The organism is Bacillus sp. FSL R9-9497 (genome assembly GCF_038005805.1).
Classification (GTDB): Bacteria; Bacillota; Bacilli; order Bacillales; family Bacillaceae_G; genus Bacillus_A; species Bacillus_A cereus.
Genome location: NZ_JBBOTY010000001.1, coordinates 1,319,934 through 1,345,737, shown reverse-complemented (window position 1 = coordinate 1,345,737; position 25,804 = coordinate 1,319,934). Strand labels below are relative to the sequence as shown.

Below are 25,804 nucleotides of genomic sequence, written 5' to 3'. Positions count from 1 at the left end.
TCTGCCATTAAGAAAGGTATTTTACAAATTCAGCTCCAAACTGTATACATTTTTCTACATCTTCATCTTCTGGCGTTAATTCTACTTTTAGTCCTTCTAACACAATTGCTGCCCCGCGCTCTTGTAGCTTTTCTATTAAAATGTCAACTGCCACTCCGTATTTCGGATAAGCCGAATCACATGATCCGAATACTGCCGCTTTTTTCCCAGTTAAATCAATAGAATCCATTGCATCATAAAAATCTAAGAAATCATCAGGAAGATCACCATCTCCCCAAGTGTATGCACCTAAAATAATTCCATCATACTGTTCTAATATAGAAGCTTCTGGTGAATCCATAATATCAATAACTTCAATTTCATTTTCTGTTTCACGAATTACGCCGGCAATGTGGTCAGCCATTTCCTCGGTATTTCCACTCATACTTGCAAAAATCATTACTAACTTACTCAACTGAACCTCTCCCTTTACTTTGTATCTCTTTTTCTGTTTGAATGCTCTTCTTCTCATCTACATATTCAGACCGAATTACATTTCTTTGCCATTCCATATGCTGATCAACATCTTTATCTTTATTTTTATCTTTTAATCCCCTCCGCAGAAGGTGAAAATTTTTTCTCATTAACATGTCGCATCCATCCTATTGATAATAATTATCAATTTCAACTACATTTAGATTAATTGACATTGATTATCAATGTCAATAACTATTTTTAAAAAAATGATTAAAATGTACAAGCTTGTCCGTTAGCTATTCATATACTATGAATGAGCATAGTTCTTTCTCAGCCCTCTCTGACGGAAAGAAATAAAAGCAACTGCAATAGAGTGCAGTTGCCTTTTTTTGTTTTTCTATGATTTTAGTAATCTTATAGTCGTCTCTAAAAATAACTCCACTCCACAAATTAATGCTGATTCATCCACGTCAAATTTCGGATGATGATGTGGATAACAAGTATATATATTTTCATTACCTGTTCCTAATTTAATGAAACAACCGGGTGCTTTTCTTAAATATGCTGAAAAATCTTCCCCACCCATAGAAGGTTCAAGCTTCACAACACGCTCATTCCCAAACAAATGTAGTGCACTTTCTTCTACTATTTTCGTAATATATTCATCATTAATAACCGGATCATATCCATATCGATACGTATATGTATACGATCCTCCATGTGCTTCTGTAATTCCTTTCACAATTTTCTCGATTTTCCCTTCTGCTTCCACCCTCAATGCTTGATTAAATGAACGAACGGTTCCCATTAAAGTTGCTGTACTAGGAATAATATTGTCAGCCGTTCCCCCATGAAATTGTGTAACTGAAATAACCCTTTGCATAAAAGCACTCGTATTTCTTGATACGATATGTTGTAAATTTGTAATAATCTGTGCTCCGATAGCAATAGGGTCTATCGTTTCTTCTGGCCGCGCCGCATGTCCTCCTTTGCCTTGAATTTCAACTGTAAATACGTCTGGTGCCGCCATCATCGGCCCATACGCAATTCCTATCTTTCCGCTTTCTAATCCAGACATAACATGTAAACCTATTACATAATCAACACCGTCCATTACACCTGCCTCAACCATTTCTTGTCCCCCGCCAGGATACACCTCTTCTGCGTGCTGAAAGAATAGACGAATCTCACCTGCAAAATCTTCCTTTATATTTGATAGCACCTCTGCTGTGCTTAATAAAATAGCTGCGTGAGCATCGTGCCCACATGCATGCATCATTCCTTTATTCACAGATGTATAAGATTTACTTGTCTCCTCTTGAATTGGCAAAGCATCTATATCAGCTCGAATCGCAATTACTTTCCCTTGCTTCACACCTCTTTTAATTGCTAGTACACTATACTTCGTCGGTCTCGTTACTTCAAAAGAAGAAAATGAGCATAATGTATCATATATAAATTGCGAAGTTTCTTTTTCATGAAATGATAATTCCGGATACTTATGGAAGTGCCTTCTCCATTTCACGATATTTTCTTCCGAAATTAGATTCTTCCACACTCTATTCATGATAATTTCCTCCTTTTCAAAAGAACTAGAAATTTAAAAGTTTACTCCGTCTTGAATGATTAATAAAAACAAATACTGTATTTTTACGTATTCTTATAGTCCACTTTTATGTATTCACACAATCCACTTTCTATTTACATGTCAAACCCATTACAAATTCATGCTGAATGTAATATAATTGCTAAGTTAGGGATTTTCTTTTTTAGTATTTAGTGCTAATATCAAAAAAGAGCCTTTTGACTTATTTTTACCTAAAATGTGGGATTTTGTTTTTTTCACAATAATGTAGGACATGATACCTACAAAGAGCTATTATTTCATTAAGAGAGGGAAAGACATGGAAAGATTAAAAGAGATATGGTCTCGACCACTCACACAATGGGTTGCAAAGACGGTTTATTATCTTGCAATTTTATTTGCATTACTTTGGTTGTATGGATTCCATGATACAAACACAAGTACATTTATTTACAATGAATTCTAGGGTGGGAACGTTATGAAGTTATTAGAACAAATTGAAAAGTGGGCTGCAGAAACGCCTGATCAAACCGCTTTTGTTTGGCGAGATGCGAAAATTACGTACAAACAATTAAAGGAAGATTCTGATGCGTTAGCACATTGGATTTCTTCTGAGTATCCAGACGATCGTTCACCAATTATGGTGTATGGCCATATGCAACCTGAAATGATTATTAACTTTTTAGGATGTGTAAAAGCTGGACATGCTTACATTCCTGTAGATTTATCTATCCCAGCTGATCGTGTACAACGTATTGCTGAAAATTCTGGTGCGAAATTACTTTTATCGGCAACAGCAGTAACTGTAACTGATTTACCAGTTCGCATCGTAAGTGAAGACAACTTAAAAGATATTTTCTTTACTCATAAAGGGAACACTCCAAATCCTGAACATGCGGTAAAAGGTGATGAGAACTTCTACATTATTTACACATCAGGAAGCACAGGTAATCCGAAAGGGGTTCAGATTACTTATAACTGCCTTGTTAGCTTTACAAAATGGGCTGTAGAAGATTTCAACTTACAAACAGGGCAAGTATTCTTAAATCAAGCACCTTTCTCATTCGATTTATCTGTAATGGATATTTACCCATCATTAGTAACAGGTGGTACACTTTGGGCAATCGATAAAGATATGATTGCGCGTCCAAAAGACTTGTTTGCTTCTTTAAAGCAATCGGATATTCAAGTATGGACTTCCACACCTTCTTTCGCTGAAATGTGTTTAATGGAAGCATCTTTCTCTGAGAGTATGCTACCGAACATGAAAACATTCTTATTCTGCGGTGAAGTGTTACCAAATGAAGTGGCTAGAAAATTAATTGAGCGTTTCCCGAAAGCAACAATTATGAATACTTACGGTCCAACAGAAGCTACTGTCGCTGTAACAGGTATTCACGTTACAGAAGAAGTGCTTGATCAATACAAATCACTTCCAGTTGGCTATTGTAAATCAGACTGTCGCCTTCTTATTATGAAAGAAGATGGTACGATTGCACCTGATGGTGAAAAAGGCGAAATCGTAATTGTCGGTCCAAGCGTAAGCGTTGGATATTTAGGAAGCCCTGAATTAACAGAAAAAGCATTTACTATGATTGACGGTGAGCGCGCCTATAAAACAGGCGATGCTGGCTATGTTGAAAATGGTCTTCTATTCTATAATGGTCGTCTTGATTTCCAAATTAAGCTGCATGGTTATCGAATGGAATTAGAAGAAATTGAGCATCACCTTCGTGCGTGTTCTTACGTAGAAGGTGCAGTTATCGTTCCAATTAAAAAAGGTGAAAAATACGATTATTTATTAGCGGTTGTTGTTCCTGGAGAACATTCATTTGAAAAAGAATTCAAATTAACATCTGCAATCAAAAAAGAACTCAATGAGCGATTACCAAACTACATGATTCCACGTAAATTCATGTATCAATCTTCTATTCCAATGACACCAAATGGAAAGGTAGATCGCAAAAAATTATTGAGTGAGGTTACAGCATGACCGCATATGGATCATTTTATTTTTTCGCTATAGTGGGCATTTTATTAATACCTACTATCATAGCTGGATTAAAAGGTAAAATGTTGCGTAAATATAATGCAGTATTAACATTAGTCATGATTGCTATTATCTTCTCAGATAAACCGAAGCAAGCGATTATGTTAGCCGCATTTATTATTTGGCAATATGCCCTAATTAAAGGCTATTTAATTTTAAGAAAACAAAATAATAGTACATTCATGTTTTGCATAGCTGTTATTTTATCGATTTTGCCTCTTATTTTGGCAAAAATTGCACCGTTTGTACCTGAATTACATTTTATTGTTTTCGCAGGTATGTCTTACGTAACATTTAGAGCTGTACAAATGGTCTTTGAAGTTCGTGATAATTTAATTAAAGAACTTTCCTTCTTTAATTTCTGGGAGTTTGTTTTATTCTTCCCTGCGATTTCAAGTGGACCTATTGATCGTTACCGTAGATTCCAAAAAGATATTCAAAAGCCACCTAGCGGTGAAGAATATCAAAAGTTACTATATACAGGACTTAACCGTATTTTCCAAGGTTTTCTGTACAAATTTATAATTGCACACTTGATAACAACATATCTTGTAAAGGCCGTATTCGCCAATCAAGATACACTTTTATCTAATGTGATTTTTATGTACGCTACTAGCATGCAATTATTCTTTGACTTTGCAGGTTATAGTGCGTTCGTAATTGGTATCAGTTACATGATGGGAATTAAAACGCCAGAAAACTTTAATAAGCCATTCCTTAGTCGTAATATTAAAGACTTCTGGAACCGCTGGCACATGAGTTTATCATTCTGGTTCCGTGATTTTATTTACATGCGTTTCGTCTTTTTTGCAACGAAGAAAAAGTTAATTAAGAACCGTTACACAATTTCGTATATCGGTGCATTTTTAAACTTCTTCATTATGGGAATTTGGCACATCCAAGGAAGCGCTGTTGCACAATATGTTATTTATGGTCTCTATCATGCCGCACTGTTCATTTTATTCGATATTTTCGAACGAAAAAACAAAAAGCATAAGTTTTGGCCAAACAATAAATTTACACACGTCCTTGCGATTGTAATTACGTTCCACGTTGTATGTTTCGGTTTCCTAATCTTCTCTGGACACCTTAACAGATACTTTTAATGCACCCTTCTTATTCCATTAAGAAGTTGCACATATAATAATTTCGGATATAAAGGAGATTTTAAAAATGGCAGAATTCAAAGAGCAAGTATTAGATATTTTAGAAGAAGTATGTGAAAACGATATTGTGAAAGAAAACTTAGATGTTCAATTATTTGAGGAAGGTATCCTTGATTCTTTCGCTGTAGTATCTTTATTAGTTGAATTCCAAGAGCGTTTAGATATTGAAGTTTCTATTTCTGATTTTGACCGTGACGAGTGGGCTACACCAAACATGGTTATTAAAAAGTTGGAAGAAATCCGATGAACAAAGCAAAATTTGGTCCGATGCTTTTAGCATTGGCCCTTTTTGCTGTATTCTTACTTATTCCAACACGCTTCCTACTTCCACTTTTAAGTGATGAAAAAGTAGAACAAGCTGCTACTTCTTTAAAAGAAGAAAAAATTCAAAGTATGATTTTACAGCAAAAGATGTTAGCAGATCCAAAATATCTTCCGATGTACGGTTCATCGGAATTCGCACGTATGGATGCTTTCCATCCATCTAATTATTTTAAAGTAAAGCCTGAAGGATTTACGCCATTCCTTCTTGGACGCGGCGGAACACAAGACCTTGTACATGTGTTAAACTTCGCATCTACAATGGATCAATTGAAAGATAAGAAAATGGTATTCGTTCTTTCTCCGCAATGGTTTGTACCACAAGGTATTGACGAGACGCACTTTGCACCTAACTTTTCAAAACAACAAGGTTACCACTTCATTTTCAACAATGATTTAAAACCTGAAATGAAAAAACAAATTGCAAAGCGTTTATTAAACTTTGAGATTGTAAAAAAAGAAACTTTATTAAAAATCTCGCTTGAAGGTATCGCTTATGATGATACGAAGTATAAAGTAAAAGCACTTGCTGCTAAACCTTTCGCTTATATTTACCGTAACATTTTAGATCGTAAAGATTTATTTACAGCTATGTTTAATATTAAACCGCACAAAGAGAAGCTTGACCCTTCATTAAAACAAATGAACTGGGAAGAGGCTCGTAAACATGCGGATCAAACAGGTGCAGCAGAATCTGGATCTAATGAATATGGTATCGAAGATGGTTACTTCAATAGCAAAATTAAGAAAAAATTAAAGCAACGTGAAGGTTACTTAAAAAATGATGCTTATGACCAATCGCCAGAATATGAAGATTTACAAATTGTACTTGATTTATTAAAACAATCTGGTGCAAAACCACTCTTCATTTCTGTTCCTGTCAAAGGTCCTTGGTACGACTACGCTGGCTTCCCAAAAGAACGCCGCGAAGCATACTATAAGAAAGTTCATGAGCAAATTGAAAAAGCTGGTTATCCAATTGCCGACTTCTCAAATCATGAATACGATAAATACTTCTTAAAAGATCATATGCACTTAGGTTGGAAAGGCTGGGTTTACATCGACGAAGCCATCCAACAATTTTATAAAGCAAACTAATGAAAAGACCGCTTGAATTACTCAAGTGGTCTTTTTGTATATATTTTGTAATTGTTCGATTGCATTCTCTGCTTCTTTCATAACTCGCTCCACTACATGCTGAGCTGATTCGATTCGAGCTAATGATGCTGCCTGTCCTGCCCAAAGTGACATATATTCTTCCTTATTTTGCTTCGCTGCCTCTTGGCGTATTTTAGAAGTTAATACGTTTTGCACTGGATACATCGGCAGCCCTTCTTCTTTTCCTTCATGTCTCTCTATAAATTCATTCCGAATACCCCGCGCATATTTCCCAGAAAACGCACGAGTTACAGTTGTGCTCGTATCTGTACTATGTAAAACCGCTTCTTTATACACATCGTGCGTAATACTCTCTTCACTTGTTAAAAAGGCCGATCCCATTTGAACACCTTCTGCTCCTAGTGCCAATGCCGCAACAAGCCCTTGTCCGTTCATTACACCACCTGCTGCGACAATTGGGATATGCGGAATAACCCCTACTAACTGAGATATTAACGCAAAAGTACCAATCATAGCATCTCGTTCTTTCCCAATAAACGTTCCTCTATGCCCTCCTGCTTCGCTACCTTGCCCAATAATAATATCTACTCCTAGCTCAGCAAGTACTTTCGCTTCCTTCACATGGGTAGCTGTTCCGATAACTTTTATTCCACTTCTTTTTAAATCATTTATTTCTTCTTTTTCTAACGTTTGAAATGCAAAGCTAACGACCGGTACTTTTTCATCTAATAGCACTTGTAATTGTTCCTTATAGCTTTTTGGAAGCTTTAACGTTCCTTCTACTTCTATACCTAATTCTCTATTCACTCCGCTTAGTAATACTTTCGCCTCATTTACCTTCTCTGCTTCTATTTGTATCTCTTTCGTTACAAGTAAATTAACACCGAAAGGCTTATCTGTTAGTTCTCTTATTCTATAAATCGCTTCACGAATTTGTTCTGGGCTCATATAGCCCGCTCCAAGCGTCCCTAATCCTCCGCTATTACTTACTGCTGCAACAAGTTCTGGCGTCGTAATCGCGCCTGCCATACCGGCTTGAACAACGGGATACTCAATTTTTAATATGTCTGTTACTCGACTTGTAAACATCATTTCCCCTCCTATTTCCTTTATATCTTCTTTATTTGATAAGCTTTCCCCTGCTTTTGCAAGGGTTGAACTTCATATGAAGCGAATATATTGAAAGAGAAGGAGGCTGAGCTTAATGATTTATCCAAATGCATTAAAACAAGGTTATACAGTAATGATCATTGCACCATCTGGTCCACCTACAATCGAAAATGTATTAAAAGGTGTGAATATATTACAAGAGATGGGGTTATCCGTAATAATCGGGAAGAGTGTTTACGAGAAATATGGATTTTTAGCCGGAAGTGATCAAGTTCGGCTTGACGATATACATGAAGCATTTATAAATAATGAAGTGAAGGCCGTTTTCTGTGCACGAGGTGGTTACGGAAGTGCTCGTCTCCTCCCTCACATTCAATATGAAATCATTCGGCAAAACCCTAAAATCTTTTGGGGATATAGCGATATTACAGCTTTACATACTGCTGTTTCACGTTATGCAAAGCTTGTGACATTTCATGGCCCAATGGTTGAAGAATTAGGGAAAGGTGTAGATTCTCTTTCTTTATCTTCTTTCAATCAGCTATTCCATCCGTATTCAACCATTTTATCTGCATCAGAATGTATCGTACCTAGCTCTCACAGTACAGTTACAGGTACGTTAGTTGGAGGAAATTTAGCTGTGTTAACAAGTATAATTGGCTCGCCCTACGAGATAAATACGGACAATACACTTTTATTACTTGAAGACATTGGTGAAGAACCGTACCGCATTGACCGTATGTTAAATCAGCTACTTTTATCTGGAAAGTTTAATGAATGTAGGGGCGTTATTTTCACAAGTTGTCACGACTGCACTCCTTCAAAGCCATCTCAATCATTGCAAACAATATTATATGAATATTTCGCACCATATCATATACCGGTCCTATTCGGTTTACCAATTGGACATATAAATCCAAACATCGGTATTCCACTTGGAGCTACAGCGACAATAAACACGAATAATAAAACAGTCTCTATTTCTTCCGGTATAGCCACTCCATATTCAAATTAAAAAGGAAAAGCGATTACGCTTTTCCTTTTACTTATAATAATTAAAAATTCGTCCAGATGCGATATCTGCAATTTCTTCTGGAATAAATGTTTTACTTATATCAGTACCAACATTTAATACAGCTGTAGCATCTTTCTCAATGCTACCAAATAACTCTTTCCCACGTATCGTAATAAGGGGCGTTCCTTCTGGCAACACACCTTTTACAAATTCCATTTGTGTAAAGAACGGAACGATCCATCTACCTTCTCCTTGGAAATGACGCAAACGAAGTATTCCCTCTGTTGCCCCGTCCTCTGCTTCTAGTGAACCAGCAACATAAAACTCAGTAGATAAGAGCAATTCATAAAATTCCTTTTGCTTCTGTTTATCATCCCCTGCTACAACAAGTACCTCTTCTAATTTCTTTACTGAAATTTGCTCCATATGATGCCACCCCTATTTTCAAAATGATTGTACTTAGATTATACGAAATATTCTTATTTTTTTCTACATAATTTGTAATTATTTTCTTAAAATAATTTTAATACTTCTTTTGTCGTCACAATCGTAGCAAACTCTTCATGTAAATTTACAAGTGTCATACTGTGAATATCTTCTGCACTATACTCCTTACCATCTAAACCTTTACGGTTAAAAGTAGCCGTTGCATCACTCACTAAATATGTTGTAAATCCTAAATTCCCTGCCATTCGTGTCGTAGTTTCCACACAGTGATTTGTCGTTAATCCTACAACCACTACTGCATTACATTTGTTCTCTCTTAATTGCTCTTCTAAATTTGTCCCAATGAACGCGCTATTAACGAATTTATGAATAACCACTTCCCCAGGTAGTGGTTGCACTTCTTCTTTAAAGTTTACCGTTTCCGCTCTCTCATAAAACATTGACTGCGCATTTTCTTTATTTACATGTTGAATATGAAAAACTGGTCGTTTCCTTTTTCTCCATTCTGCTAACAAAATTCTCATGTTTTCTTCAGCAAAAATATTATTTCTCTCGCCCCAATCTGGTAATTGAAATGCCTTTTGTACATCGATTATGATAAGTGCTATTTGATTTGTCATCATTTCCCCCTTAATTTGGCTGTAATTGAAATAGAAAACCAAGTTGTTGTGACGCAGTAATAAAGCAAACATAGGCGCAAAGCTCTACAATTTCTTTTTCTGTCCAATATTGTTTTAATACGTGAAACATAGTATCATCTATTGCTTTTCGGTCATGAACAAATGTATGCGCAAAAATAACAGCTACACCAATCTCCTCTGCCTTTTGCACATCATCAGGTCTTCCTTTTGCCATACAGTACGGACATTCATTCCCATACGCTAATGTTCTTCTCACTTGCTCCTTCAACTCTGCTGAAAGAGTTCCTTTATTGTACAGTGTATCTTCTAACGTACTCCACGAATGTAATATATCCGAATTATGCCCTAATAACTTTTGAAACTTTGTATCTCCTACATTTGATAATGAAATTCTCTCCATCATTTCCCCTCCTATTTCCTTCTGTTTTATTGTAAAATAAATAACGTTCACTTTACATTTCATATGAATCTTAATTTATATTTTTCCTTTACAAAAATCATTATTTTACTGGAGGTATATTTACAAATGCAACTAGACCGTGTTGATCGAAAAATTTTAAATGAATTATATAATGATAGTCGCCTTTCTATGCGTGAATTGGCGAAACGAGTAAACTTATCTGCTCCGTCTACTTCAGAACGTGTTCGTAAGCTCGAAAGCGAAGGTGTTATTCAAAAATACACAATCGATATTGATTATAAAAAGGCTGGACTCGTTTTAGATTGTATTTTAGAAATCACTTTAAAAAATGGTGATACAACACGTATGCAACAGTTTATTCAGTCTTATCCATCTGCAAGTTTTTGTTACCGAGTAACAGGAAGCTTATGCTACATTGTAAAAATTTCTGTTCCTTCACTCGTTGAACTTGAAGAATTTATCAATGATGTTTCTTCATATGCAACGACCGTTTCTCATATCGTATTATCAGAAGTATCTCTTACTCCTGATATTGAACATATCTTCCCAGAAGATTAATTTATTTTTATTCATAAAATATAAAAAAACCCCTTACAATAAGAATAAAAATAATATATTATGTATTAAAATACATAAAGTTCGAGAAAGGGGCTTTACATTGAAAATCTGGTTTTATGAAAAAACGGCACAATTAGATGACTTGCTTGGTATTTGGGACAATGTTCCGACCATCCCGCGAATTGGTGAAAAAGTTGAGATTTTAAAAACAGTCCGCACTGTTACAGATATTAAATATGTAAAGAACGGTAATAATTTTCGTGTGGAAATTATTACAAATTAAAAAGTAGCTCTTAAGGAGCTACTTTTTAATTATCTATTATGTGCTTTCTTTATAACGATTTTATCTTCTTCTACAGATACTGTTACATAATCATTTTCTTCTAACCTAAGCTTATTTACAGCCTCATCTGGTAACTCTATGGCCATCAATCTATCGGTTACGATCACTTGACTATACACTTCATTTTCTTGTGATGAACTCACTACTTTTTGCTCATTTATAAAACGTACTGGTGGCACGCCAACTTCTTTTACTGTACGCCATTGTTTCCAAACATAAGGAATTAACCAAAGTAATCCAACAACTGTAAGACCGATACCAATCCATAAATTACTTTGCGCTTGTAATTCAGTAATTGAGATTGTACCACTTTCTTCTCCACCAAAAAATTGCATACTTGTTGCAATCAAATTATTTAGAGCGTGCACAGCTATATTCGTCCATATATTTTGTGTCTTTATATATAAAAGACACATAACGACACCAAACATGAACGCACCAATAACATCAAAATGTCCTAAGCCAAAAATAATTGAAGATATAATTACAGCTTTTTTAATTCCCCATTTATAAGCCATTCGCTGTAAGAAAAATCCCCTAAAAATAACCTCTTCCATAATAGGTGCTAACACACATGCTGAAATGAAAGTAAATATCGTCATATATACGTTACTCGTATTAATAACATTTCCGTCTTCTAGCATAGTAACTAAGAAATTCGGTAACGTATGTGCTAATATGTAAAATTGAATCTGAGATATGCCAACTGAAAAAATCATTCCCATTATCGTTGCTAATACAATTAATCCCCAAGGTAAATGTCCTGGCTTATAAAAAAAACTGTTAAATACAATATTATTTTTATTTGTTTTTACGTATAGCCAAAGTAACGGAAATACAAAAAATACAGTTATTTGTGAAATAACCTCCATCGTATTCTCAGAAACATTTGCTAGACCTAATGGGATCATTATAAGGAGCACCCCTATAATCATCCATCCAAAAAAGCTACGTAGCCTTATACGTGAAAATGCATAGTGCATATAGAACACCCCCAAAGATAGTAAAAATACAATAAAACTTTAATCAATACTTTATAGGCAATCCTTTCCCTATAAATAGCAGGATAACTAAATTATAATATGAATATAGTTGAAATTCTTCCTATTTTTCTCAAATCATTTCAAACAGCATATCTCTTAAAATAACATATCGCTGTTCTTCAGGTTGCAATCTAAGAGAAATTTATGTAATAAAAATCCCCGTTTTTACAAGCGGGGATTTCTTTTATTATAATACGTCACGTTTTTGGAATAATGCACTTGATGCTACAAGTAACACAACAAAGTATGCAGCTACAAGTAATAATGAAGTTGTAAACGTAAATTCTGTAAATGTTGGTTCCATTCCACCATTGATTAATTTATTACTATCGTAAGCTCTTAAATCCAAATGGTTGAATACTACAAACTTCGCTACACCTTTTGCAAACATTATTAATACCATATTAATTGCACCTTGTAAGAAGAATAGGAACATCGTAATAATTAATGGTAATACAGATTTTCTAAAGACATTTGCTAGGAAAAATGCAAGTGTTGCAAAAAAGAACGGTGAAAGTAGTTGATATAAAGTGGACTTCATTACGATTCCTAATGTTAATTCTGTTTTACTACCATCCATTACAATACCGCCAATAATCATTGCAATTAGCATACCAGCTAATACGATAAATAACATTGCTAATAACACTGTAATATATTTAGAAAATAAAACTGCAAGTCTTTTTCTTGGACGGATTAACAATTGTTTAATTGTACCTTTTTGGAACTCATCAGTAAGAGTACGGGCAGCAAGTGTAATCCCAAAAATCGTTGTAAATAAAACAATTAAGCCAATCTCTGAGTTTGCATAATCTAAATATGCCCCCTTAAACTCATCACCTTTTCCCCACTTCAACATTGCTAAAGTACCTAAAATTTCGAGTGCCGCAATGACACCAATTAAAATATACATACCTTTTTTAGCATGCAACTTTAAAAATTCATTTTGAATTAATTTAAACATTACGCTTTCACTCCCCCAGTAATCGCTAAGAACTCATCCTCTAACGTTTTATTTTGAACAGTAACGCCATATACAAGCACATCAGCATGAACAAGTTTTTTTACAAGTTGTGGAATGTTGTCTTTTGTTACAGATGCTACAATTACATTCCCTTTTGCTTTGCCTTTAATGATTTCATTTGCTTTCTGAACTTCATCTACTTCAAACGCTACAACGACTGCCTCATCATGTTTCACTTTTTCATGTAAGTTGTACTCTTGTACAAACTCACCTTGTTTAATAATAACAACGCGATCACACATTAATTCAATTTCACTCAATAAGTGACTTGATACGATTACAGCAATATTCTCTTCTTTCGCTAAACGTTGTAAATAATCACGAATTTGGCGAATACCAGCTGGATCTAATCCATTTGTCGGCTCATCTAAAATTAAGATTTTCGGCTGATGAAGTAATGCCTGTGCAATTCCTAAACGTTGTTTCATGCCAAGTGAATATGTTTTCACCTTTTTATGAATCGCATGCTCTAACTCAACAAGCTTTATAATCTCAGCAATGCGCTCTTTACTAATTGGTGTAATGGCCATATTCGCAAAATGCTTTAAGTTTTGCATTCCTGTCATATAATCATATAGTTCAGGATTTTCTACAATCGCTCCAATTTGCTCTAGTGCCTTTTCACGCTCCGAGCGAATACTATGTCCACAAATTGTAATATCGCCCTCTGTCATTGAAATAAGACCTGTCATCATACGGATCGTCGTCGTCTTACCGCTACCGTTCGGCCCAAGGAATCCGTATACTTCTCCTTCACGAACCTCAAATGATAAACCACGAATAATTTCCGTTCCACCAATCTTTTTTCGAACATTCTCTAACTTTACTACTACGTTTCCCAATGCTGATTCCTCCTTTAGACTTCTAGTTTTTTATCGATAATGCGACCTGTTATATAAATAAGTAAAACAAATATACCGATTGAAAAAGCAATACTATATAAATTCATAAGTTTTTCTGGATAGAGAAACACATTCACTTCTGATGATTCATCTATATATACTAACTTTGCTATTAAAGGCGTAGTAGGTGCAAGACCACCCAACATTCCATATATAGTACCTAATAATTTTGTTACTAGTAAAAATAAGAAAAATACCAGTGGATATTTTAACTTCTTCTTTTTCAAAGAAAACACTTTAACGCTTGCTACTGAAAAAAGTAATACTAGCAATATGCTTGATAAATTAAATACATATAACATAGTACTAAAGAGGTGCTTTAGTGGATTGAATACACTTTGAGTAAATAATACCTCATAGAGCTCTGTACCTTTTATTATTTTCATAGAAATACCATATAAAAAAATATATCCTATTAATTCGAAAATAAGTAAATAAATTACAGCGTATAACAATATTGCTAAAACAATCTTTTTACCGGATATCGATGTTAACCGAAATAATGTGCTTTCAGTCATTTTTCCAAATGCAGACACCGCCTGAATAACTATCATTGCTAAAAAAGTTATATATACTAGAATAACGAAACTAACTATAATTGTTTGTCTTACTTCTCCTGATTCTTGCTTAATATAATTCCCCAAACTTACGAAAGCTACAGCGACAACGAATATAAATGTTAACAAAGAAATAATTATTTGCTTTTTATTTATATTGTACATATATATTAAGCTCGGCTTCATCTACTAAACACCTCCTTAAACACCTCTGTAACAGCTTTTCCTCTCTGAAAACGTAACTCTTCTACATTTTCATACAATACAATTTCCCCATCTTTTAAAAAGATCACTTCATCAAAAATATTTTCAACTTCGTTTATTAAGTGCGTCGAGATTAGTATCGTACAATCTTCTCTATAAAATTGTAGAATGAGATTCAATATGTGCTCTCTAGAAACAAGATCAATCCCGCCAAGCGGTTCATCTAATACGTATAACTTCGCTTTCCTCGAAAACGTTAATATAATTTGAAGCTTTTCAACCATACCTTTTGATAAAGCTGTAATTTTTTCTTCTAACGGTATTTTAAATTCTGCAATCGTATCTACCGCTTTTTGAATATCGAAATCATTGTAAAAATCCCGGTAGAAAAATAAAGCGTCTTTTACAGTCATCCAATCATCAAAGATTGGCTTATCGGACATAAATGAAACGATTTCTTTCGTCTGTAATCCTACCTTTTTACCGTCTATTGTAATACTACCTTCAGAAGGGTGTTGCAAGCCTGCAATCATTTTCAATAACGTCGTTTTCCCGCTCCCGTTATCTCCAACAAGCCCAACGATTTTCCCTTCCGGAATCTCTATGTTTAATTCACGAATCACTGCTTTTAATCCGTATCTCTTCCATAAATTTTCTATTTTTAATAGCTCTGTCATTCGCTCTCCTCCCTTTTCTCATGTAATGAAGAACGAAGAATTGTAAGAATTTCTTCTTCTGAAAAACCTAAATTGTCCATTCCATCTATAAAAGAATGAAGTAATTCTTTCGCCATCTCTTTTCGTAGCTCCATAATTTTCTCCCCTTCATTCGTTACATACCGTCCCATTCCTCTACGTGTGACAACAACTCCATCCCGTTCTAGCTCTTGAAATGTACGCTGAATCGTATTTGGATTCACTTGTAATTCACTCGCTAATTCACGGACCGAGGGAATTTTATCACCAGGTAATAAATGTCCTGTTACGATCTCTTTTTTTATGTATTCCATTACCTGAATGTAAATTGGTGTATTTGGAGAAAACTCTATTTTCATTTCTTCCCTCCTTTTGTATCGGTGTACTAGTTAAATAATACACCGATACAAAAGGTTTGTAAATACCCATTTAATTACAAAAAAGTTCTATCCGTTAAACGAATAGAACTTCCCAAATATAAATCGCTATACAAAAATAATAGTGTTATGTAAACAAAATTATAAAGAAAAACTGTCTTATCAATGAATAAGACAGTTTTTCTTTATAATCCTATATTAAAAGTTAAACACGAAGTCATCGTCAGCTAACTTTTCAACGTTCGTTGCTTTTACGTAACCATTTCCTTTTACAGAGAAGAAATCATGGTTTTTCGTATCTGTACGTAAACCATTTAAAACGATTGGGTTAATTTCTTCTTCTTCAAACTTCGGCTCAAGCCCTAAGTTCATAAGCCCTTTATTTGCATTGTAACGAACGAAACGATTTACATCTTCTACAAGACCGATAGAAGTGTAAATTTCTTCTGTATAGGCCATTTCAATTTCATATAGTTCCATTAATAACTCTTGTGTTTCTTTTTGCACTTCTTGTTGCTCTTCTGCAGAAAGTTCTGCGAAGATTTGTTGTGCTAAAATACCGACGAATACGCCGTGAATTGACTCATCACGAATTATCAAGTTGATAATCTCACCACTTGCTGTTAGTTTTCCTTGACCAGCTAAGTAAAGTGGATAGAAGAATCCGCTATAGAATAAGTAACTTTCTAAGAACACACTTGCTACCATTGCCATGTATAACTCTTTTTTTGTTACTTCAGGCTTTAATAAACGACGATAGTAACTAGTAATAATACCAGCTTTTTTCTCAAGTAACGGATGATTGTCTACCCAGTCAAAAATATCATCAATCTCTTCTTCTGTAGCTAGTGTTGTGAAAATGTGACTATAACTTTTCGCATGTACTTCTTCCATAGCTCCCATGAAAGCTAATACACTTTTCGCTTGTAAATTTTCAAGATGAACAAGTACAAGTGGCATTCCTTCGCCACCTTGTTTCGTATCTAAAAGTGTTAAACCACCTAATACACGCTTATAAGCAATTTGCTCTTCTTTCGATAATTGCACCCAAGTATTTTTGTCAGACGAAACCGCAATTTCTTCTTCTGTCCAAAACTGAGCGATGTTTTGCTTCCAAAACATTAAACTAAAATCATCTTCTTTTTTGTTCCAGTTTACCGCACGCATTAAATCGCCCCTTCTCTAAATATGATAACTAAGCATGAGCAGGGTTCAGAAAACCCTGCTCATCATGTCTCACTTTTTATATTAAACGGTACAAGCCACACACTCTTCCACGCTTAATTTACGTGTTCTCGTATAATACAGACTCTTTAAGCCTTTTTTATGTGCATAGATGTAGTAACGTGCTAATTCACGTGTTGAAATATCACTATTAACGTAAAGAATTGTACTAATTCCTTGGTCAATATGTTCTTGAATTTCTGCGATTAAATCAATTAATTTAAACTGATTCATATCGTAAGAAGATTTATAGTACCAGAACGTATCTTTTGATAAATACGGCATTGGATAATATGTTGTCGCGTTCGCATATGTTCTTGATTCGATTTGACTTACGATCGGCATTACGCTTGAAGTTGCATTTTGAACGTAACTGATTGATTGTGTTGGAGCAATGGCAAGACGATATGAGTTGTATAAACCATTCTTCTGAACTTGCTCTTTTAAACTTGTCCAATCTTCTTTTGTTGGAATATGAATTCCTTCGAATAGTTGCTGAACTTTTTCAGTTACTGGGCTGTAATCTGTCGTTTCATACTTTTCGAAGTATGTGCCATTCGCATAATCAGATTTATCGAAGTCTTTAAATGTCTCGCCTTTTTCTGTAGCGATTTCCATACTTTTCTCAATAGAGTAGTAATTTAACATCATAAAGAATGTACGAGCGAATTCTTTCGCTTCTGCACTTTCATAAGCGATTTTATTTTTTGCTAAATATCCGTGTAAGTTCATTGCTCCAAGTCCAACTGAATGAAGCTCGTCATTTGCTTTTTTCACAGTTGGTGCATTTGGAATAATCGTCATATCAGAAACAGCTGTTAAAGCTTCCATTCCCGCATGAACTGCTTCACGAATTTCTTTATTTTCCATTACGTTTACGATATTTAACGATCCTAAGTTACAGTTAATATCACGACGGATAATGTCATCTGTACCGTAATCATTTATTTCTGAAGTTTCTTGAAGCTGGAAGATTTCTGTACATAAGTTCGACATCTTCACAGTTCCAATATCCTTCAATGGATGTTGATTATTTGCATTTGATTTAAACATTAAGTATGGGTAACCAGACTCAAGCTGAATCATAGCGATTTTAATAAGCATATCACGTGCACTAATATCTAGTGGCTTCTTCTTCACTTTCGGATTGCTCATTAATTCATCGTACATTTCATCAATGTCAATATCATCTAAATGCTTGCCATATTCTTTATAAACCGTATAAGGCGCGAAAACATGGAAAGGTTCGTTTTTCTCAGCAAGTTCAAAGAACTTACTTGGAACGATAATTCCGATTGATAGAGACTGAATACGGCTCTTCTCATCGGCATTTATTTTTTTTGTATCAAGGAATTCAATAATATCCCAATGGAAAATGTTTAAATATACTGCGCCGGCACCTTTTCGTTGGCCAAGCTGATTCGCATATGAAAACGAATCTTCAAGCAATTTCATAACAGGTACTACACCACTTGCAGCGTTGTCGATACCTTTAATTTGCTCACCACGTGCGCGTAGCTTAGATAAGTTTAAAGCTACTCCACCGCCGATTTTCGATAATTGCATTGCTGTATTAATGTTAAAGCCGATTGAATTTAAGCTATCGTCCATCTCTAACAAGAAACAAGACACCATTTCTCCTCTTCTGCTTCTTCCCGCATTTAAAAAGGTTGGTGTCGCTGGTTGGTAGTTTTGTTTTACAATCATGCTTGCGAATTGTTTTGCCTTCGAAACATCACCGCGTCCTAAGTATAATGACACAATTGCTACACGATCTTCATAGCTTTCTAAGTATTGTTTTTGATCATTCGTTTTTAACGCATAATCTTTGTAGAACTTAGATGCTGCCATATAAGATTGGAACTCGAAGTTTTCACCATAAGCGATGTTATATACTTCCTCTACTTCCTCCAAGCTATACTCGTCCAGAACGTTGTAATAGTAATCATGTTCTTTCATATACTCCATTCGCTCTGCCACGCTATTAAAAGGAACGGTATTCTCTCTAGCTTCTTCCATAAAGACTTCTAATGCCTCTTTATCTTTATGAAGCTGATAAAAACCGTCCTGCATTTGCGTGATTTCATTATTCAGTTCAATGTGTCGCAATCTCCCGCACCCTTTCCTTAAAATATTTTACATCGTTATTTGTTCCAGACAACTCAAATTTTGATACAATAGGCACTTCATATTTAGTAGAAATCTTGTCAGCACTTGCACCGAACATGTCTCCCCAGTTACGATTGCCGCTTGCAGATACGCCTTTTAATTTTTCATTATTGCGCTCTAAAAAGTCTAAAACACGTTCTGGTACATTTCCAAAACCTGTTGTATACGTAATAAGAATAAAGTCTTCATCTATTACTAGATCTTCATCAATTTGAACGGCCGGCATATTTAATTTGTGAATGAAACGCTTCACGTTTCCTGTCATAGAATCATATGCAACTAACATTTCCGACCCTCCCTCTCAAATCTATATTCTCTATATGTCGTTCTTGATTTCTCTATATATTGTATTACGTTTCAAAATAAGACACAAGATATATGTATAAATTCTTTCTTTTTTTAACTTTTACTTTTCGACATGATAGCCGTTTTTTTTCAATACAATGACTATGAAACAACATTCTAAAACTCATGTCAATAAAGTGCTTTTCAAAAAAGTTGTCAACGAATTTAACCTTATTTTTAAAAAAGTTAATAATATATTTTGTCATAAAACGGTAGATGCTGAAGAAATATATTTCTCCAGCATCACGCAAAAAAGAACAGATATGAAACGATAATCTGCTCTAAAAAACGATTACATTTATCAAATTTACCTTATTAAATATATTATACATATACTTTCGTTTTTCGTTACATACTAAAAGATAACTATTATAGAAAAAGATTATTATTATGGAACTTCAATTTATTTATGAAAAGTTTATTCAGAGTACTCAATGCGCAAAATATCTTTTACAAATATATGATGTGGATTTTCATCTTTATCAATCATTGTACATACAGGAGCCTCTTCATCAAAGTATACAATCAGTCCTTCTACGTACTGATATGTATGTTGAACTTGTACAGTTACTTTAATTTCTATTGCTTCTTCATATGCTCTTTTTATTTTCTGAAGCATTTTTGCTGAACATTTTCGTTTCTCTGGATACATAACCATTCCCATAAATCGATTGCCGGCTCTATCTTTCCACATATAATCCCAATGTGGTAAAATGCCTTGTTTAAAATCGCCCATAATTCCCCTCTCCTTTATCTTTTATTTATCCCGCATGAAACGTCCGTTTGGTGAAGGCTACTAATCAGTGAGAGATGCCCTGCTGATCAAAATTCCCCCTTATGAACGTGGCGTTTCTGAATATGTATAAATCACTTGCCCGCCTCGCTGTGCGTTACCAATGAAATGCTTAAAGTCTTCTCTATTTACAACAACTTCTCTGAACGTATAAAATACATCTTTCGTAACAACATACTCCTTTATTTCACCATTTTTTAGCTGATCTAAAATTGTATTTGCTAATTCTTTATCCATGTATTTCACCTCTCTGCAATATTTTATTTTATCTTATATTCTATAGGTCAACAACTGTAAATTTATCCCGCTATTTGCAGGTAGTCCGATTGGTGTTGACTACTAATCAGTCGTGGAATGAACAAAAAATCTTACTGATTAACGTTTCACTTTATCTCGTTGTTATGCCATGATTTTATTTTCGTTATTTCGCAAACAATATTGTTTTACTATATGTCCACTAAATATCATATACTAACATAGCTACTTCTCTATATCAAACATTTCGGCATTCAATTATGCAAAGTTCCATACCACTATGCTACAATATACAAATAGAACTAGGAGGGATACTATGATTCGGAAAGCAAAAAAGACAGATGCAATGGCAATAGCTCCTTTATTGTATAATGCTCTGCATGAAATTGCTGAAAAAATCACAGGTAGCACAGTTGAAGCAGAAGTATTACTAGGACTTGAGACATGGTTTTCAAAAGAAAATAACCGTCTGAGCTACGAAAACTGTTTTGTCTATGAACAAGACGAGAGTGCAGTTGGAATTATTGTCGCTTATCACGGTAGTGAAGCAACACAGCTTGACGCACCAATTGTACATCACTTAAGAGCATTACATAAAGATGAATCAATTACGTTAGAAAAAGAAGCTGAGCTTGATGAGTATTACATTGATACATTATCAGTTTCAAGTGCACACGGCGGAAAAGGTATAGGTTCTAAATTAATTGAAGCTGCCGAAATCTATGCAACTGAAAAAGGGCATAAAAAAATCGCTTTACTTGTTAATTTAGAAAACAAACGCGCCTATTCACTATACGAAAAGTTAGGTTATAAAAAAGATGAAATTGTTATGCTAGTAGGGGAACCTTATGCTCATCTCGTAAAACCATTAAACGTCAAAATTTCTATATCTTAAAAAGAAAGCACACGATTTATATAAATCGTGTGCTTTTATGTTAAATTTGTATTTAATATATTTCCATCCATCGCCTCGTGAAACGTATATGTTGTACATCCCCATGGCTCTCTGTGCAAAATAGGAGAACCAGACCATCCCATCGCTCTCAGTTCGGCACCAATCATTACATTCACATAATTATGACCTACAAGAGCTATACTTCCATGCACGAGAGCATAACGATGTAACAGGTAAGCCGCTTGCCTTACCCTCTCTCTTACTTCCTTATAAGACTCAACATCTTTATGGTAGCCAAGTATCCATAATGTTCGTCCAATGAACATCCATACCTTAATTGTGCATTTCAACCACTTCGGAGCAAAAAAGCATGAAGGAACTTCAGCTTCTCTAAAAAGAGAATTTTGCATAAAAGATAAAGAATCCGTCAATTCAGCTGCTGATTGTACAGCACGCTTTTGATCACTTGTTAAGACAAATTTCGCTGCTTCAATTGCCTCTATTGTTTCTATCGGTATTTTAGCTTTTTGTATCATTGACTCGGAATCATACTGTTTCATCCATTCGTGAAATGAATTAATTGTCATCGGTTCTCTTATACGACTTAAACAACCATGACGAATAAAAGAAATCTTCATTCTTTTCACTCTCCATTCATCACTTATGAACTCTATTATGCACTAGTTCTAAACATCATACCACGCAAAAAAATAAAGTTATATACCTTTACATCTCCCCACCACTATCATGTGTTATCGAAGCATGGATACCATCCATCCCATCAAAATATGTACTCGTATCATATTGACGAATCTTTTTTAAATGCATATAAGAAAATAAAAATAAAACTAAAGCTATAACACTCCCCACAAATTCAAACATCATTTTACCGCCTCTAATTTCTCCCACTTCAGCAGGTTATTCTACTTTTTCATTATACCTCGATATAAAGATTCTCGCATTTTTGCTATTTTTTCTAAAAAACATGGATTTTCTACATATTTTCTTACAAAAAGTGAATATTTTTCGAATTTTTACTTTGGAAACATTTACAAAGTAGGAAATATGGTTCAAAATAGGAGGAAATAAAAAAACCCAAATTTATTCTTTTTTTGGGAAAACTGTAACAAGGAGAGTTGCTTATGCAGATCGCAGAAACTGGAGATATCATCGAATTTAAAGGTGGAATGCAAGGCCGTGTTCAAAAAGTAAATCAAAACTCTGTTATTGTTGATATAACAATTATGAAGAATTTTAGAGAACTAGATATGGAACCTCTTACAGTTGTAAGTCATAAAAACTATACTGTCATTAATCAAAATGCATAATATAATAGAAAGAAAGGGCCTGTATAGTATACAGGCCCTTTCTTTCTATTAACGATTATCAATTGTTTCCGGATACAGATCGTGGTTCATCATGCGGTAGTCAGCCATTTGTTCATACTTCGTACCTGGGCGACCGTAGTTGCAGTATGGATCAATTGAAATGCCACCACGTGGTGTGAATTTCCCCCATACCTCAATATAACGCGGATCCATTAATTTAATTAAATCGTTCATAATAACGTTCATGCAATCTTCGTGGAAATCACCATGATTGCGGAAACTAAATAAATACAACTTTAAAGATTTACTCTCTACCATTTTTTGCTCTGGAATATAGCTAATATAAATTGTTGCAAAATCTGGTTGTCCTGTTTTCGGGCATAAACTTGTAAATTCAGGACAATTGAACTTTACAAAATAATCACGGTTTGGATGATTATTATCAAATACCTCTAATATTTCTGGGCTATATTCAAATAAATATTTTGTATTTTGATTTCCTAATAATGTTACATCTTTCAAATCTTCATCTAATCTTCCTGTCATTTTAAACATCCCTTCTCATTATACGCCGCGTTTATTTCCCCATACTAACGCATGAAGCTGAGGCAATACTTTTGCATCATTCATCTCTTTACAATTTACAGCTTTATCAATCAACCACTCATACTTATCTAATAATTTTTTAATAAGCATCGCATCATCCACTGTTTTTGTATCATCGTTTCCTACTTGTAAGAAAAATGGTACCTTTGGATAACGTTCGTGCATCTTAACTGCATATTCAAAATCATGATCATCGAATACTACTACTTTTAAACTAATATCTTTTCCTGCTAGTTTCTGAATAATAGCATCTAACTTATGAAAATCTGTTTTCATCGTTGAACTTGGTGGTTTTGGAGAAATTGTTACCTCATCAATTTGAAGTAACCAATCTTGCCATTTACTCCCTTGCGTTTCAATTGCCGTTCGCATTCCATTTTCTTTTAATATAGAAAGAAGAAACTCAATATTTTTCAGTAATGCCGGATTTCCACCTGAAATCGTAACATGAGAAAAATTTTCTCCTCCAATTGCAACAAGCTCCTCCCAAATATCTTCTGGTGTCATCTGTCTAATTTGATCTTTAGCTGATCCATCCCACGTAAAAGCAGAATCACACCAAGCACAGCTATAATCACAACCAGCTGTACGGATAAACATTGTTTTTTGCCCTACAACCATTCCTTCACCTTGAATAGTCGGACCGAATATTTCTAAGACAGGGATTTTACTCATCGAGCATCCACTCCCGTCTTACTTCCGCATAACTAGTCGGCGTCTCAAATAGACGAACAAATTCAACGCGAGCTCCTTTATATTCGTTCACTCGATTCTCTTTTGTTAGTGCTTCTGCCATCTTTTCATAAATCCAAACGACCATATTTTCAGCAGTCGTATTCATTGCAGGTAACGTTTCGTTTAAATAACGATGATCTAGATAAATTTCGATTTCATTTTTCCAAATTTCTTTTATATCTCCAAAGTCAATTGCAAGACCTATTTCATTTACATATCCACTAATTCCAAATACAACTTTATATGTGTGACCGTGTAAGTTTTTACATTTCCCTTCATAACAGTGTAAATGGTGTGCTGCATCAAATGTAAATTCCTTGCTGACCATTACTCTTTTATTATGGTATTTGAGTTGTTTACGCTGAATATCCTTGTCCATTTTTTGCAAATTCTCTACGATGCGAAATCCAAAAAAGTTATCCATTAGTTATTCGCTCCTTCGCGTTCTTGTAGGTACGTATCTAATCCTGCTTTACGAAGTTGACATGCTGGACATTCACCGCAACCATCACCAATGATTCCATTATAACATGTTAATGTTTTTTCTCGAACAAACTCAAATGCTCCAAGTTTATCTGATAATTTCCATGTTTCAGCTTTATCAATCCACATAAGTGGCGTGTGAATAACAAACGGGTAATCCATAGATAAATTTAAAGTAACGTTTAACGATTTCACAAACACGTCACGGCAGTCTGGATAACCACTGAAATCAGTTTCACATACACCCGTTACAATATGACGTGCTCCAACTTGTTTTGCTAATACAGCAGCAAATGATAAGAAGAGTAAATTTCGTCCATCTACAAATGTCGATGGCAATTCACCTTCTTCATGTGTAATCTCCATATCCGTTCTCGTTAACGCATTTGGAGCAAGTTGATTTAATAGACTCATATCTAGTACCGTATGCTTTATTCCTAGCTCTTTTGCAATTTCCACTGCACAATCAATTTCTAGCTTATGACGTTGATTGTAATTAAACGTTACAGCTTCTACCTCTGCAAACTGCTCTATTGCCCAAAATAAACATGTCGTACTATCTTGTCCTCCACTAAAAACAACAACTGCTTTTTCTTTTTTCATTTCACTCATTCTCCTTCTCTACTATAAATAAGAAGAAAGAACGTTCTTGAACTGTCACAATAAAAAAACAAAACAATACCTAAGGATATTGTTGTTTCCATAGTTTTTTATAGAGGGAGTTCGCGAACCTCTCCCGCGCGGTGCACGGAATTTCTTCTTTCATTGACACAGCTTATTGTAACATATTGTATACTAGCGTAAAAATTTCTGATTTTTCTGCTATTTATTATTTCATTTCTTTCATTTTATAGTATGATTAATTTAATCTAAGAAGAGAGGAGGCATCCCACTGAAATCCTTTATTATTTATCTCTTTTTAAATATATTATTCATC

The 25,804-nt window shown here is 34.6% G+C and carries 34 protein-coding genes and 1 riboswitch; of the genes, 10 read left to right on the top strand and 24 right to left on the bottom strand.

From position 1 onward, the window contains the following. Positions 1 to 7: 7 nt before the first annotated feature. From MKY21_RS06990 to amaA, 3 genes are all read right to left on the bottom strand, one after another. Complete coding sequence (locus tag MKY21_RS06990) at positions 8 to 454, bottom strand: flavodoxin (RefSeq protein ID WP_000041152.1); 447 nt, start codon at positions 452 to 454, stop codon at positions 8 to 10. After that, positions 447 to 629 (bottom strand): hypothetical protein, encoded by a 183-nt coding sequence (locus tag MKY21_RS06985; protein WP_000929021.1) that lies wholly within the window; start codon positions 627 to 629, stop codon positions 447 to 449. The genes MKY21_RS06990 and MKY21_RS06985 overlap by 8 nt, the downstream gene beginning before the upstream one ends. Positions 630 to 853: 224 nt before the next feature. Beyond that, positions 854 to 2,023: an N-acyl-aliphatic-L-amino acid amidohydrolase gene (amaA, locus tag MKY21_RS06980; RefSeq protein WP_016117462.1), complete on the bottom strand. Its 1,170-nt coding sequence runs from the start codon at positions 2,021 to 2,023 to the stop codon at positions 854 to 856. A 337-nt stretch (positions 2,024 to 2,360) separates the two neighbouring features. Between amaA and MKY21_RS06975 the strand changes: the two genes are divergently transcribed. The 5 genes from MKY21_RS06975 (at position 2,361) to dltD (ending at position 6,676) form a co-directional block, all read left to right on the top strand. Then, a complete protein-coding gene (locus MKY21_RS06975; protein WP_000440293.1) occupies positions 2,361 to 2,507 on the top strand; it encodes a teichoic acid D-Ala incorporation-associated protein DltX in 147 nt (48 codons plus the stop codon). 12 nt (positions 2,508 to 2,519) lie between these two features. Next, on the top strand, positions 2,520 to 4,034 hold the full coding sequence (gene dltA, locus MKY21_RS06970; protein ID WP_000770508.1) for a D-alanine--poly(phosphoribitol) ligase subunit DltA: 1,515 nt from the start codon (positions 2,520 to 2,522) through the stop codon (positions 4,032 to 4,034). After that, positions 4,031 to 5,197: a D-alanyl-lipoteichoic acid biosynthesis protein DltB gene (gene dltB, locus MKY21_RS06965; RefSeq protein ID WP_000127925.1), complete on the top strand. Its 1,167-nt coding sequence runs from the start codon at positions 4,031 to 4,033 to the stop codon at positions 5,195 to 5,197. Before dltA ends, dltB begins: the two co-directional genes overlap by 4 nt. A 67-nt stretch (positions 5,198 to 5,264) precedes the next feature. Next, entirely contained in the window at positions 5,265 to 5,504 is a 240-nt protein-coding gene (dltC, locus tag MKY21_RS06960) for a D-alanine--poly(phosphoribitol) ligase subunit DltC (RefSeq protein ID WP_000807310.1), read from the top strand. Continuing rightward, positions 5,501 to 6,676, top strand: coding sequence for a D-alanyl-lipoteichoic acid biosynthesis protein DltD (gene dltD, locus MKY21_RS06955; protein WP_001030268.1), 1,176 nt, complete (start codon positions 5,501 to 5,503; stop codon positions 6,674 to 6,676). Before dltC ends, dltD begins: the two co-directional genes overlap by 4 nt. Positions 6,677 to 6,697: 21 nt before the next feature. Here the strand turns inward: dltD and MKY21_RS06950 are convergent, their stop codons facing one another. Then, positions 6,698 to 7,786: an NAD(P)H-dependent flavin oxidoreductase gene (locus tag MKY21_RS06950; RefSeq protein WP_086392129.1), complete on the bottom strand. Its 1,089-nt coding sequence runs from the start codon at positions 7,784 to 7,786 to the stop codon at positions 6,698 to 6,700. 115 nt (positions 7,787 to 7,901) lie between these two features. On the opposite strand from MKY21_RS06950, the gene MKY21_RS06945 reads away from it, so the two are divergent. Then, positions 7,902 to 8,822 carry a S66 peptidase family protein gene (locus MKY21_RS06945; protein WP_086392128.1) on the top strand — a complete coding sequence of 307 codons (921 nt, stop codon included), beginning with the start codon at positions 7,902 to 7,904 and terminating at the stop codon, positions 8,820 to 8,822. Between the two features lie 27 nt (positions 8,823 to 8,849). Here the strand turns inward: MKY21_RS06945 and MKY21_RS06940 are convergent, their stop codons facing one another. The 3 genes from MKY21_RS06940 to MKY21_RS06930 all read right to left on the bottom strand — a co-directional run bounded on the left by MKY21_RS06940 (position 8,850) and on the right by MKY21_RS06930 (position 10,310). Then, a complete protein-coding gene (locus MKY21_RS06940; RefSeq protein ID WP_016117459.1) occupies positions 8,850 to 9,248 on the bottom strand; it encodes an SseB family protein in 399 nt (132 codons plus the stop codon). Between the two features lie 86 nt (positions 9,249 to 9,334). Beyond that, positions 9,335 to 9,889 (bottom strand): cysteine hydrolase family protein, encoded by a 555-nt coding sequence (locus MKY21_RS06935; RefSeq protein WP_044795442.1) that lies wholly within the window; start codon positions 9,887 to 9,889, stop codon positions 9,335 to 9,337. A gap of 10 nt (positions 9,890 to 9,899) precedes the next feature. Beyond that, the gene (locus MKY21_RS06930) at positions 9,900 to 10,310 is read right to left on the bottom strand and encodes a carboxymuconolactone decarboxylase family protein (RefSeq protein WP_000439754.1); all 411 of its coding nucleotides are present in this window, start codon (positions 10,308 to 10,310) and stop codon (positions 9,900 to 9,902) included. A 126-nt stretch (positions 10,311 to 10,436) separates the two neighbouring features. On the opposite strand from MKY21_RS06930, the gene MKY21_RS06925 reads away from it, so the two are divergent. Continuing rightward, positions 10,437 to 10,889: an Lrp/AsnC family transcriptional regulator gene (locus tag MKY21_RS06925; RefSeq protein WP_001175505.1), complete on the top strand. Its 453-nt coding sequence runs from the start codon at positions 10,437 to 10,439 to the stop codon at positions 10,887 to 10,889. A gap of 100 nt (positions 10,890 to 10,989) precedes the next feature. Further along, a complete protein-coding gene (locus tag MKY21_RS06920) occupies positions 10,990 to 11,172 on the top strand; it encodes a DUF3913 family protein (protein WP_000707107.1) in 183 nt (60 codons plus the stop codon). Positions 11,173 to 11,201: 29 nt separating this feature from the next. Here the strand turns inward: MKY21_RS06920 and MKY21_RS06915 are convergent, their stop codons facing one another. The 11 genes from MKY21_RS06915 to MKY21_RS06865 all read right to left on the bottom strand — a co-directional run bounded on the left by MKY21_RS06915 (position 11,202) and on the right by MKY21_RS06865 (position 20,802). Then, positions 11,202 to 12,215, bottom strand: coding sequence for a CPBP family intramembrane glutamic endopeptidase (locus tag MKY21_RS06915; protein WP_000558818.1), 1,014 nt, complete (start codon positions 12,213 to 12,215; stop codon positions 11,202 to 11,204). A gap of 247 nt (positions 12,216 to 12,462) precedes the next feature. After that, the gene (locus MKY21_RS06910; RefSeq protein WP_000475422.1) at positions 12,463 to 13,239 is read right to left on the bottom strand and encodes an ABC transporter permease; all 777 of its coding nucleotides are present in this window, start codon (positions 13,237 to 13,239) and stop codon (positions 12,463 to 12,465) included. Beyond that, positions 13,239 to 14,141, bottom strand: a complete 903-nt coding sequence (locus tag MKY21_RS06905; RefSeq protein WP_000528786.1) for an ABC transporter ATP-binding protein — start codon at positions 14,139 to 14,141, stop codon at positions 13,239 to 13,241. Before MKY21_RS06905 ends, MKY21_RS06910 begins: the two co-directional genes overlap by 1 nt. A 14-nt stretch (positions 14,142 to 14,155) precedes the next feature. Further along, positions 14,156 to 14,944 carry a hypothetical protein gene (locus tag MKY21_RS06900; RefSeq protein ID WP_044795448.1) on the bottom strand — a complete coding sequence of 263 codons (789 nt, stop codon included), beginning with the start codon at positions 14,942 to 14,944 and terminating at the stop codon, positions 14,156 to 14,158. Next, entirely contained in the window at positions 14,941 to 15,639 is a 699-nt protein-coding gene (locus MKY21_RS06895) for an ABC transporter ATP-binding protein (protein WP_000137710.1), read from the bottom strand. Before MKY21_RS06895 ends, MKY21_RS06900 begins: the two co-directional genes overlap by 4 nt. Then, positions 15,636 to 16,016, bottom strand: coding sequence for a GntR family transcriptional regulator (locus MKY21_RS06890; protein WP_000687513.1), 381 nt, complete (start codon positions 16,014 to 16,016; stop codon positions 15,636 to 15,638). Before MKY21_RS06890 ends, MKY21_RS06895 begins: the two co-directional genes overlap by 4 nt. A 216-nt stretch (positions 16,017 to 16,232) precedes the next feature. Further along, positions 16,233 to 17,201 (bottom strand): class 1b ribonucleoside-diphosphate reductase subunit beta, encoded by a 969-nt coding sequence (gene nrdF / locus MKY21_RS06885; RefSeq protein WP_001203029.1) that lies wholly within the window; start codon positions 17,199 to 17,201, stop codon positions 16,233 to 16,235. A gap of 81 nt (positions 17,202 to 17,282) precedes the next feature. Next, the gene (nrdE, locus tag MKY21_RS06880) at positions 17,283 to 19,367 is read right to left on the bottom strand and encodes a class 1b ribonucleoside-diphosphate reductase subunit alpha (RefSeq protein ID WP_001215835.1); all 2,085 of its coding nucleotides are present in this window, start codon (positions 19,365 to 19,367) and stop codon (positions 17,283 to 17,285) included. After that, positions 19,354 to 19,713 carry a class Ib ribonucleoside-diphosphate reductase assembly flavoprotein NrdI gene (gene nrdI, locus MKY21_RS06875; protein WP_000959448.1) on the bottom strand — a complete coding sequence of 120 codons (360 nt, stop codon included), beginning with the start codon at positions 19,711 to 19,713 and terminating at the stop codon, positions 19,354 to 19,356. The genes nrdE and nrdI overlap by 14 nt, the downstream gene beginning before the upstream one ends. A gap of 477 nt (positions 19,714 to 20,190) precedes the next feature. Continuing rightward, the gene (locus MKY21_RS06870) at positions 20,191 to 20,508 is read right to left on the bottom strand and encodes a hypothetical protein (RefSeq protein ID WP_000502196.1); all 318 of its coding nucleotides are present in this window, start codon (positions 20,506 to 20,508) and stop codon (positions 20,191 to 20,193) included. Between the two features lie 99 nt (positions 20,509 to 20,607). Further along, on the bottom strand, positions 20,608 to 20,802 hold the full coding sequence (locus MKY21_RS06865; protein WP_000356684.1) for a hypothetical protein: 195 nt from the start codon (positions 20,800 to 20,802) through the stop codon (positions 20,608 to 20,610). 334 nt (positions 20,803 to 21,136) lie between these two features. Here MKY21_RS06865 and MKY21_RS06860 point away from each other — a divergent pair, with 334 nt between their 5' ends. Next, positions 21,137 to 21,715 carry a GNAT family N-acetyltransferase gene (locus tag MKY21_RS06860; RefSeq protein ID WP_000619548.1) on the top strand — a complete coding sequence of 193 codons (579 nt, stop codon included), beginning with the start codon at positions 21,137 to 21,139 and terminating at the stop codon, positions 21,713 to 21,715. 35 nt (positions 21,716 to 21,750) lie between these two features. Here MKY21_RS06860 and MKY21_RS06855 read toward each other — a convergent pair whose 3' ends face one another. Both MKY21_RS06855 and MKY21_RS06850 read right to left on the bottom strand, forming a co-directional pair. Next, complete coding sequence (locus MKY21_RS06855; protein WP_000703096.1) at positions 21,751 to 22,353, bottom strand: hypothetical protein; 603 nt, start codon at positions 22,351 to 22,353, stop codon at positions 21,751 to 21,753. 88 nt (positions 22,354 to 22,441) lie between these two features. Further along, positions 22,442 to 22,597 carry a hypothetical protein gene (locus MKY21_RS06850; RefSeq protein WP_016117452.1) on the bottom strand — a complete coding sequence of 52 codons (156 nt, stop codon included), beginning with the start codon at positions 22,595 to 22,597 and terminating at the stop codon, positions 22,442 to 22,444. 260 nt (positions 22,598 to 22,857) lie between these two features. Between MKY21_RS06850 and MKY21_RS06845 the strand changes: the two genes are divergently transcribed. Then, positions 22,858 to 23,043: a YkvS family protein gene (locus tag MKY21_RS06845; protein ID WP_001165082.1), complete on the top strand. Its 186-nt coding sequence runs from the start codon at positions 22,858 to 22,860 to the stop codon at positions 23,041 to 23,043. 48 nt (positions 23,044 to 23,091) lie between these two features. Here MKY21_RS06845 and queF read toward each other — a convergent pair whose 3' ends face one another. From queF to queC, 4 genes are read right to left on the bottom strand one after another with little or no spacing between them, the layout of a single operon-like run. After that, entirely contained in the window at positions 23,092 to 23,589 is a 498-nt protein-coding gene (queF, locus tag MKY21_RS06840; protein ID WP_001986050.1) for a preQ(1) synthase, read from the bottom strand. Positions 23,590 to 23,607: 18 nt separating this feature from the next. Beyond that, positions 23,608 to 24,324, bottom strand: coding sequence for a 7-carboxy-7-deazaguanine synthase QueE (queE, locus tag MKY21_RS06835; protein WP_341075785.1), 717 nt, complete (start codon positions 24,322 to 24,324; stop codon positions 23,608 to 23,610). Further along, a complete protein-coding gene (queD, locus tag MKY21_RS06830) occupies positions 24,317 to 24,808 on the bottom strand; it encodes a 6-carboxytetrahydropterin synthase QueD (protein WP_000368414.1) in 492 nt (163 codons plus the stop codon). Before queD ends, queE begins: the two co-directional genes overlap by 8 nt. Then, positions 24,808 to 25,470, bottom strand: a complete 663-nt coding sequence (gene queC / locus MKY21_RS06825) for a 7-cyano-7-deazaguanine synthase QueC (RefSeq protein ID WP_000711604.1) — start codon at positions 25,468 to 25,470, stop codon at positions 24,808 to 24,810. Before queC ends, queD begins: the two co-directional genes overlap by 1 nt. Positions 25,471 to 25,563: 93 nt before the next feature. After that, a riboswitch (PreQ1 riboswitch) is annotated at positions 25,564 to 25,607 on the bottom strand. Positions 25,608 to 25,804 lie beyond the last annotated feature (197 nt).

Coding starts and splice junctions, on each gene's coding strand:
- nrdI (WP_000959448.1), bottom strand. CDS start 19,713: ATGTTAGTTGCATATGATTCTATGACAGGAAACGTGAAGCGTTTCATT.
- MKY21_RS06945 (WP_086392128.1), top strand. CDS start 7,902: ATGATTTATCCAAATGCATTAAAACAAGGTTATACAGTAATGATCATT.
- MKY21_RS06940 (WP_016117459.1), bottom strand. CDS start 9,248: ATGGAGCAAATTTCAGTAAAGAAATTAGAAGAGGTACTTGTTGTAGCA.
- queC (WP_000711604.1), bottom strand. CDS start 25,470: ATGAAAAAAGAAAAAGCAGTTGTTGTTTTTAGTGGAGGACAAGATAGT.
- queE (WP_341075785.1), bottom strand. CDS start 24,324: ATGAGTAAAATCCCTGTCTTAGAAATATTCGGTCCGACTATTCAAGGT.
- MKY21_RS06870 (WP_000502196.1), bottom strand. CDS start 20,508: ATGGGCGATTTTAAACAAGGCATTTTACCACATTGGGATTATATGTGG.
- MKY21_RS06985 (WP_000929021.1), bottom strand. CDS start 629: ATGTTAATGAGAAAAAATTTTCACCTTCTGCGGAGGGGATTAAAAGAT.
- MKY21_RS06950 (WP_086392129.1), bottom strand. CDS start 7,786: ATGTTTACAAGTCGAGTAACAGACATATTAAAAATTGAGTATCCCGTT.
- MKY21_RS06865 (WP_000356684.1), bottom strand. CDS start 20,802: ATGGATAAAGAATTAGCAAATACAATTTTAGATCAGCTAAAAAATGGT.
- MKY21_RS06860 (WP_000619548.1), top strand. CDS start 21,137: ATGATTCGGAAAGCAAAAAAGACAGATGCAATGGCAATAGCTCCTTTA.
- MKY21_RS06935 (WP_044795442.1), bottom strand. CDS start 9,889: ATGACAAATCAAATAGCACTTATCATAATCGATGTACAAAAGGCATTT.
- MKY21_RS06925 (WP_001175505.1), top strand. CDS start 10,437: ATGCAACTAGACCGTGTTGATCGAAAAATTTTAAATGAATTATATAAT.
- MKY21_RS06930 (WP_000439754.1), bottom strand. CDS start 10,310: ATGGAGAGAATTTCATTATCAAATGTAGGAGATACAAAGTTTCAAAAG.
- amaA (WP_016117462.1), bottom strand. CDS start 2,023: ATGAATAGAGTGTGGAAGAATCTAATTTCGGAAGAAAATATCGTGAAA.
- MKY21_RS06890 (WP_000687513.1), bottom strand. CDS start 16,016: ATGAAAATAGAGTTTTCTCCAAATACACCAATTTACATTCAGGTAATG.
- MKY21_RS06915 (WP_000558818.1), bottom strand. CDS start 12,215: ATGCACTATGCATTTTCACGTATAAGGCTACGTAGCTTTTTTGGATGG.
- queD (WP_000368414.1), bottom strand. CDS start 24,808: ATGGATAACTTTTTTGGATTTCGCATCGTAGAGAATTTGCAAAAAATG.
- MKY21_RS06910 (WP_000475422.1), bottom strand. CDS start 13,239: ATGTTTAAATTAATTCAAAATGAATTTTTAAAGTTGCATGCTAAAAAA.
- MKY21_RS06850 (WP_016117452.1), bottom strand. CDS start 22,597: ATGTTTGAATTTGTGGGGAGTGTTATAGCTTTAGTTTTATTTTTATTT.
- MKY21_RS06975 (WP_000440293.1), top strand. CDS start 2,361: ATGGAAAGATTAAAAGAGATATGGTCTCGACCACTCACACAATGGGTT.
- nrdF (WP_001203029.1), bottom strand. CDS start 17,201: ATGCGTGCGGTAAACTGGAACAAAAAAGAAGATGATTTTAGTTTAATG.
- MKY21_RS06895 (WP_000137710.1), bottom strand. CDS start 15,639: ATGACAGAGCTATTAAAAATAGAAAATTTATGGAAGAGATACGGATTA.
- dltC (WP_000807310.1), top strand. CDS start 5,265: ATGGCAGAATTCAAAGAGCAAGTATTAGATATTTTAGAAGAAGTATGT.
- dltD (WP_001030268.1), top strand. CDS start 5,501: ATGAACAAAGCAAAATTTGGTCCGATGCTTTTAGCATTGGCCCTTTTT.
- MKY21_RS06900 (WP_044795448.1), bottom strand. CDS start 14,944: ATGAAGCCGAGCTTAATATATATGTACAATATAAATAAAAAGCAAATA.
- MKY21_RS06855 (WP_000703096.1), bottom strand. CDS start 22,353: ATGAAGATTTCTTTTATTCGTCATGGTTGTTTAAGTCGTATAAGAGAA.
- MKY21_RS06845 (WP_001165082.1), top strand. CDS start 22,858: ATGCAGATCGCAGAAACTGGAGATATCATCGAATTTAAAGGTGGAATG.
- queF (WP_001986050.1), bottom strand. CDS start 23,589: ATGACAGGAAGATTAGATGAAGATTTGAAAGATGTAACATTATTAGGA.
- dltB (WP_000127925.1), top strand. CDS start 4,031: ATGACCGCATATGGATCATTTTATTTTTTCGCTATAGTGGGCATTTTA.
- dltA (WP_000770508.1), top strand. CDS start 2,520: ATGAAGTTATTAGAACAAATTGAAAAGTGGGCTGCAGAAACGCCTGAT.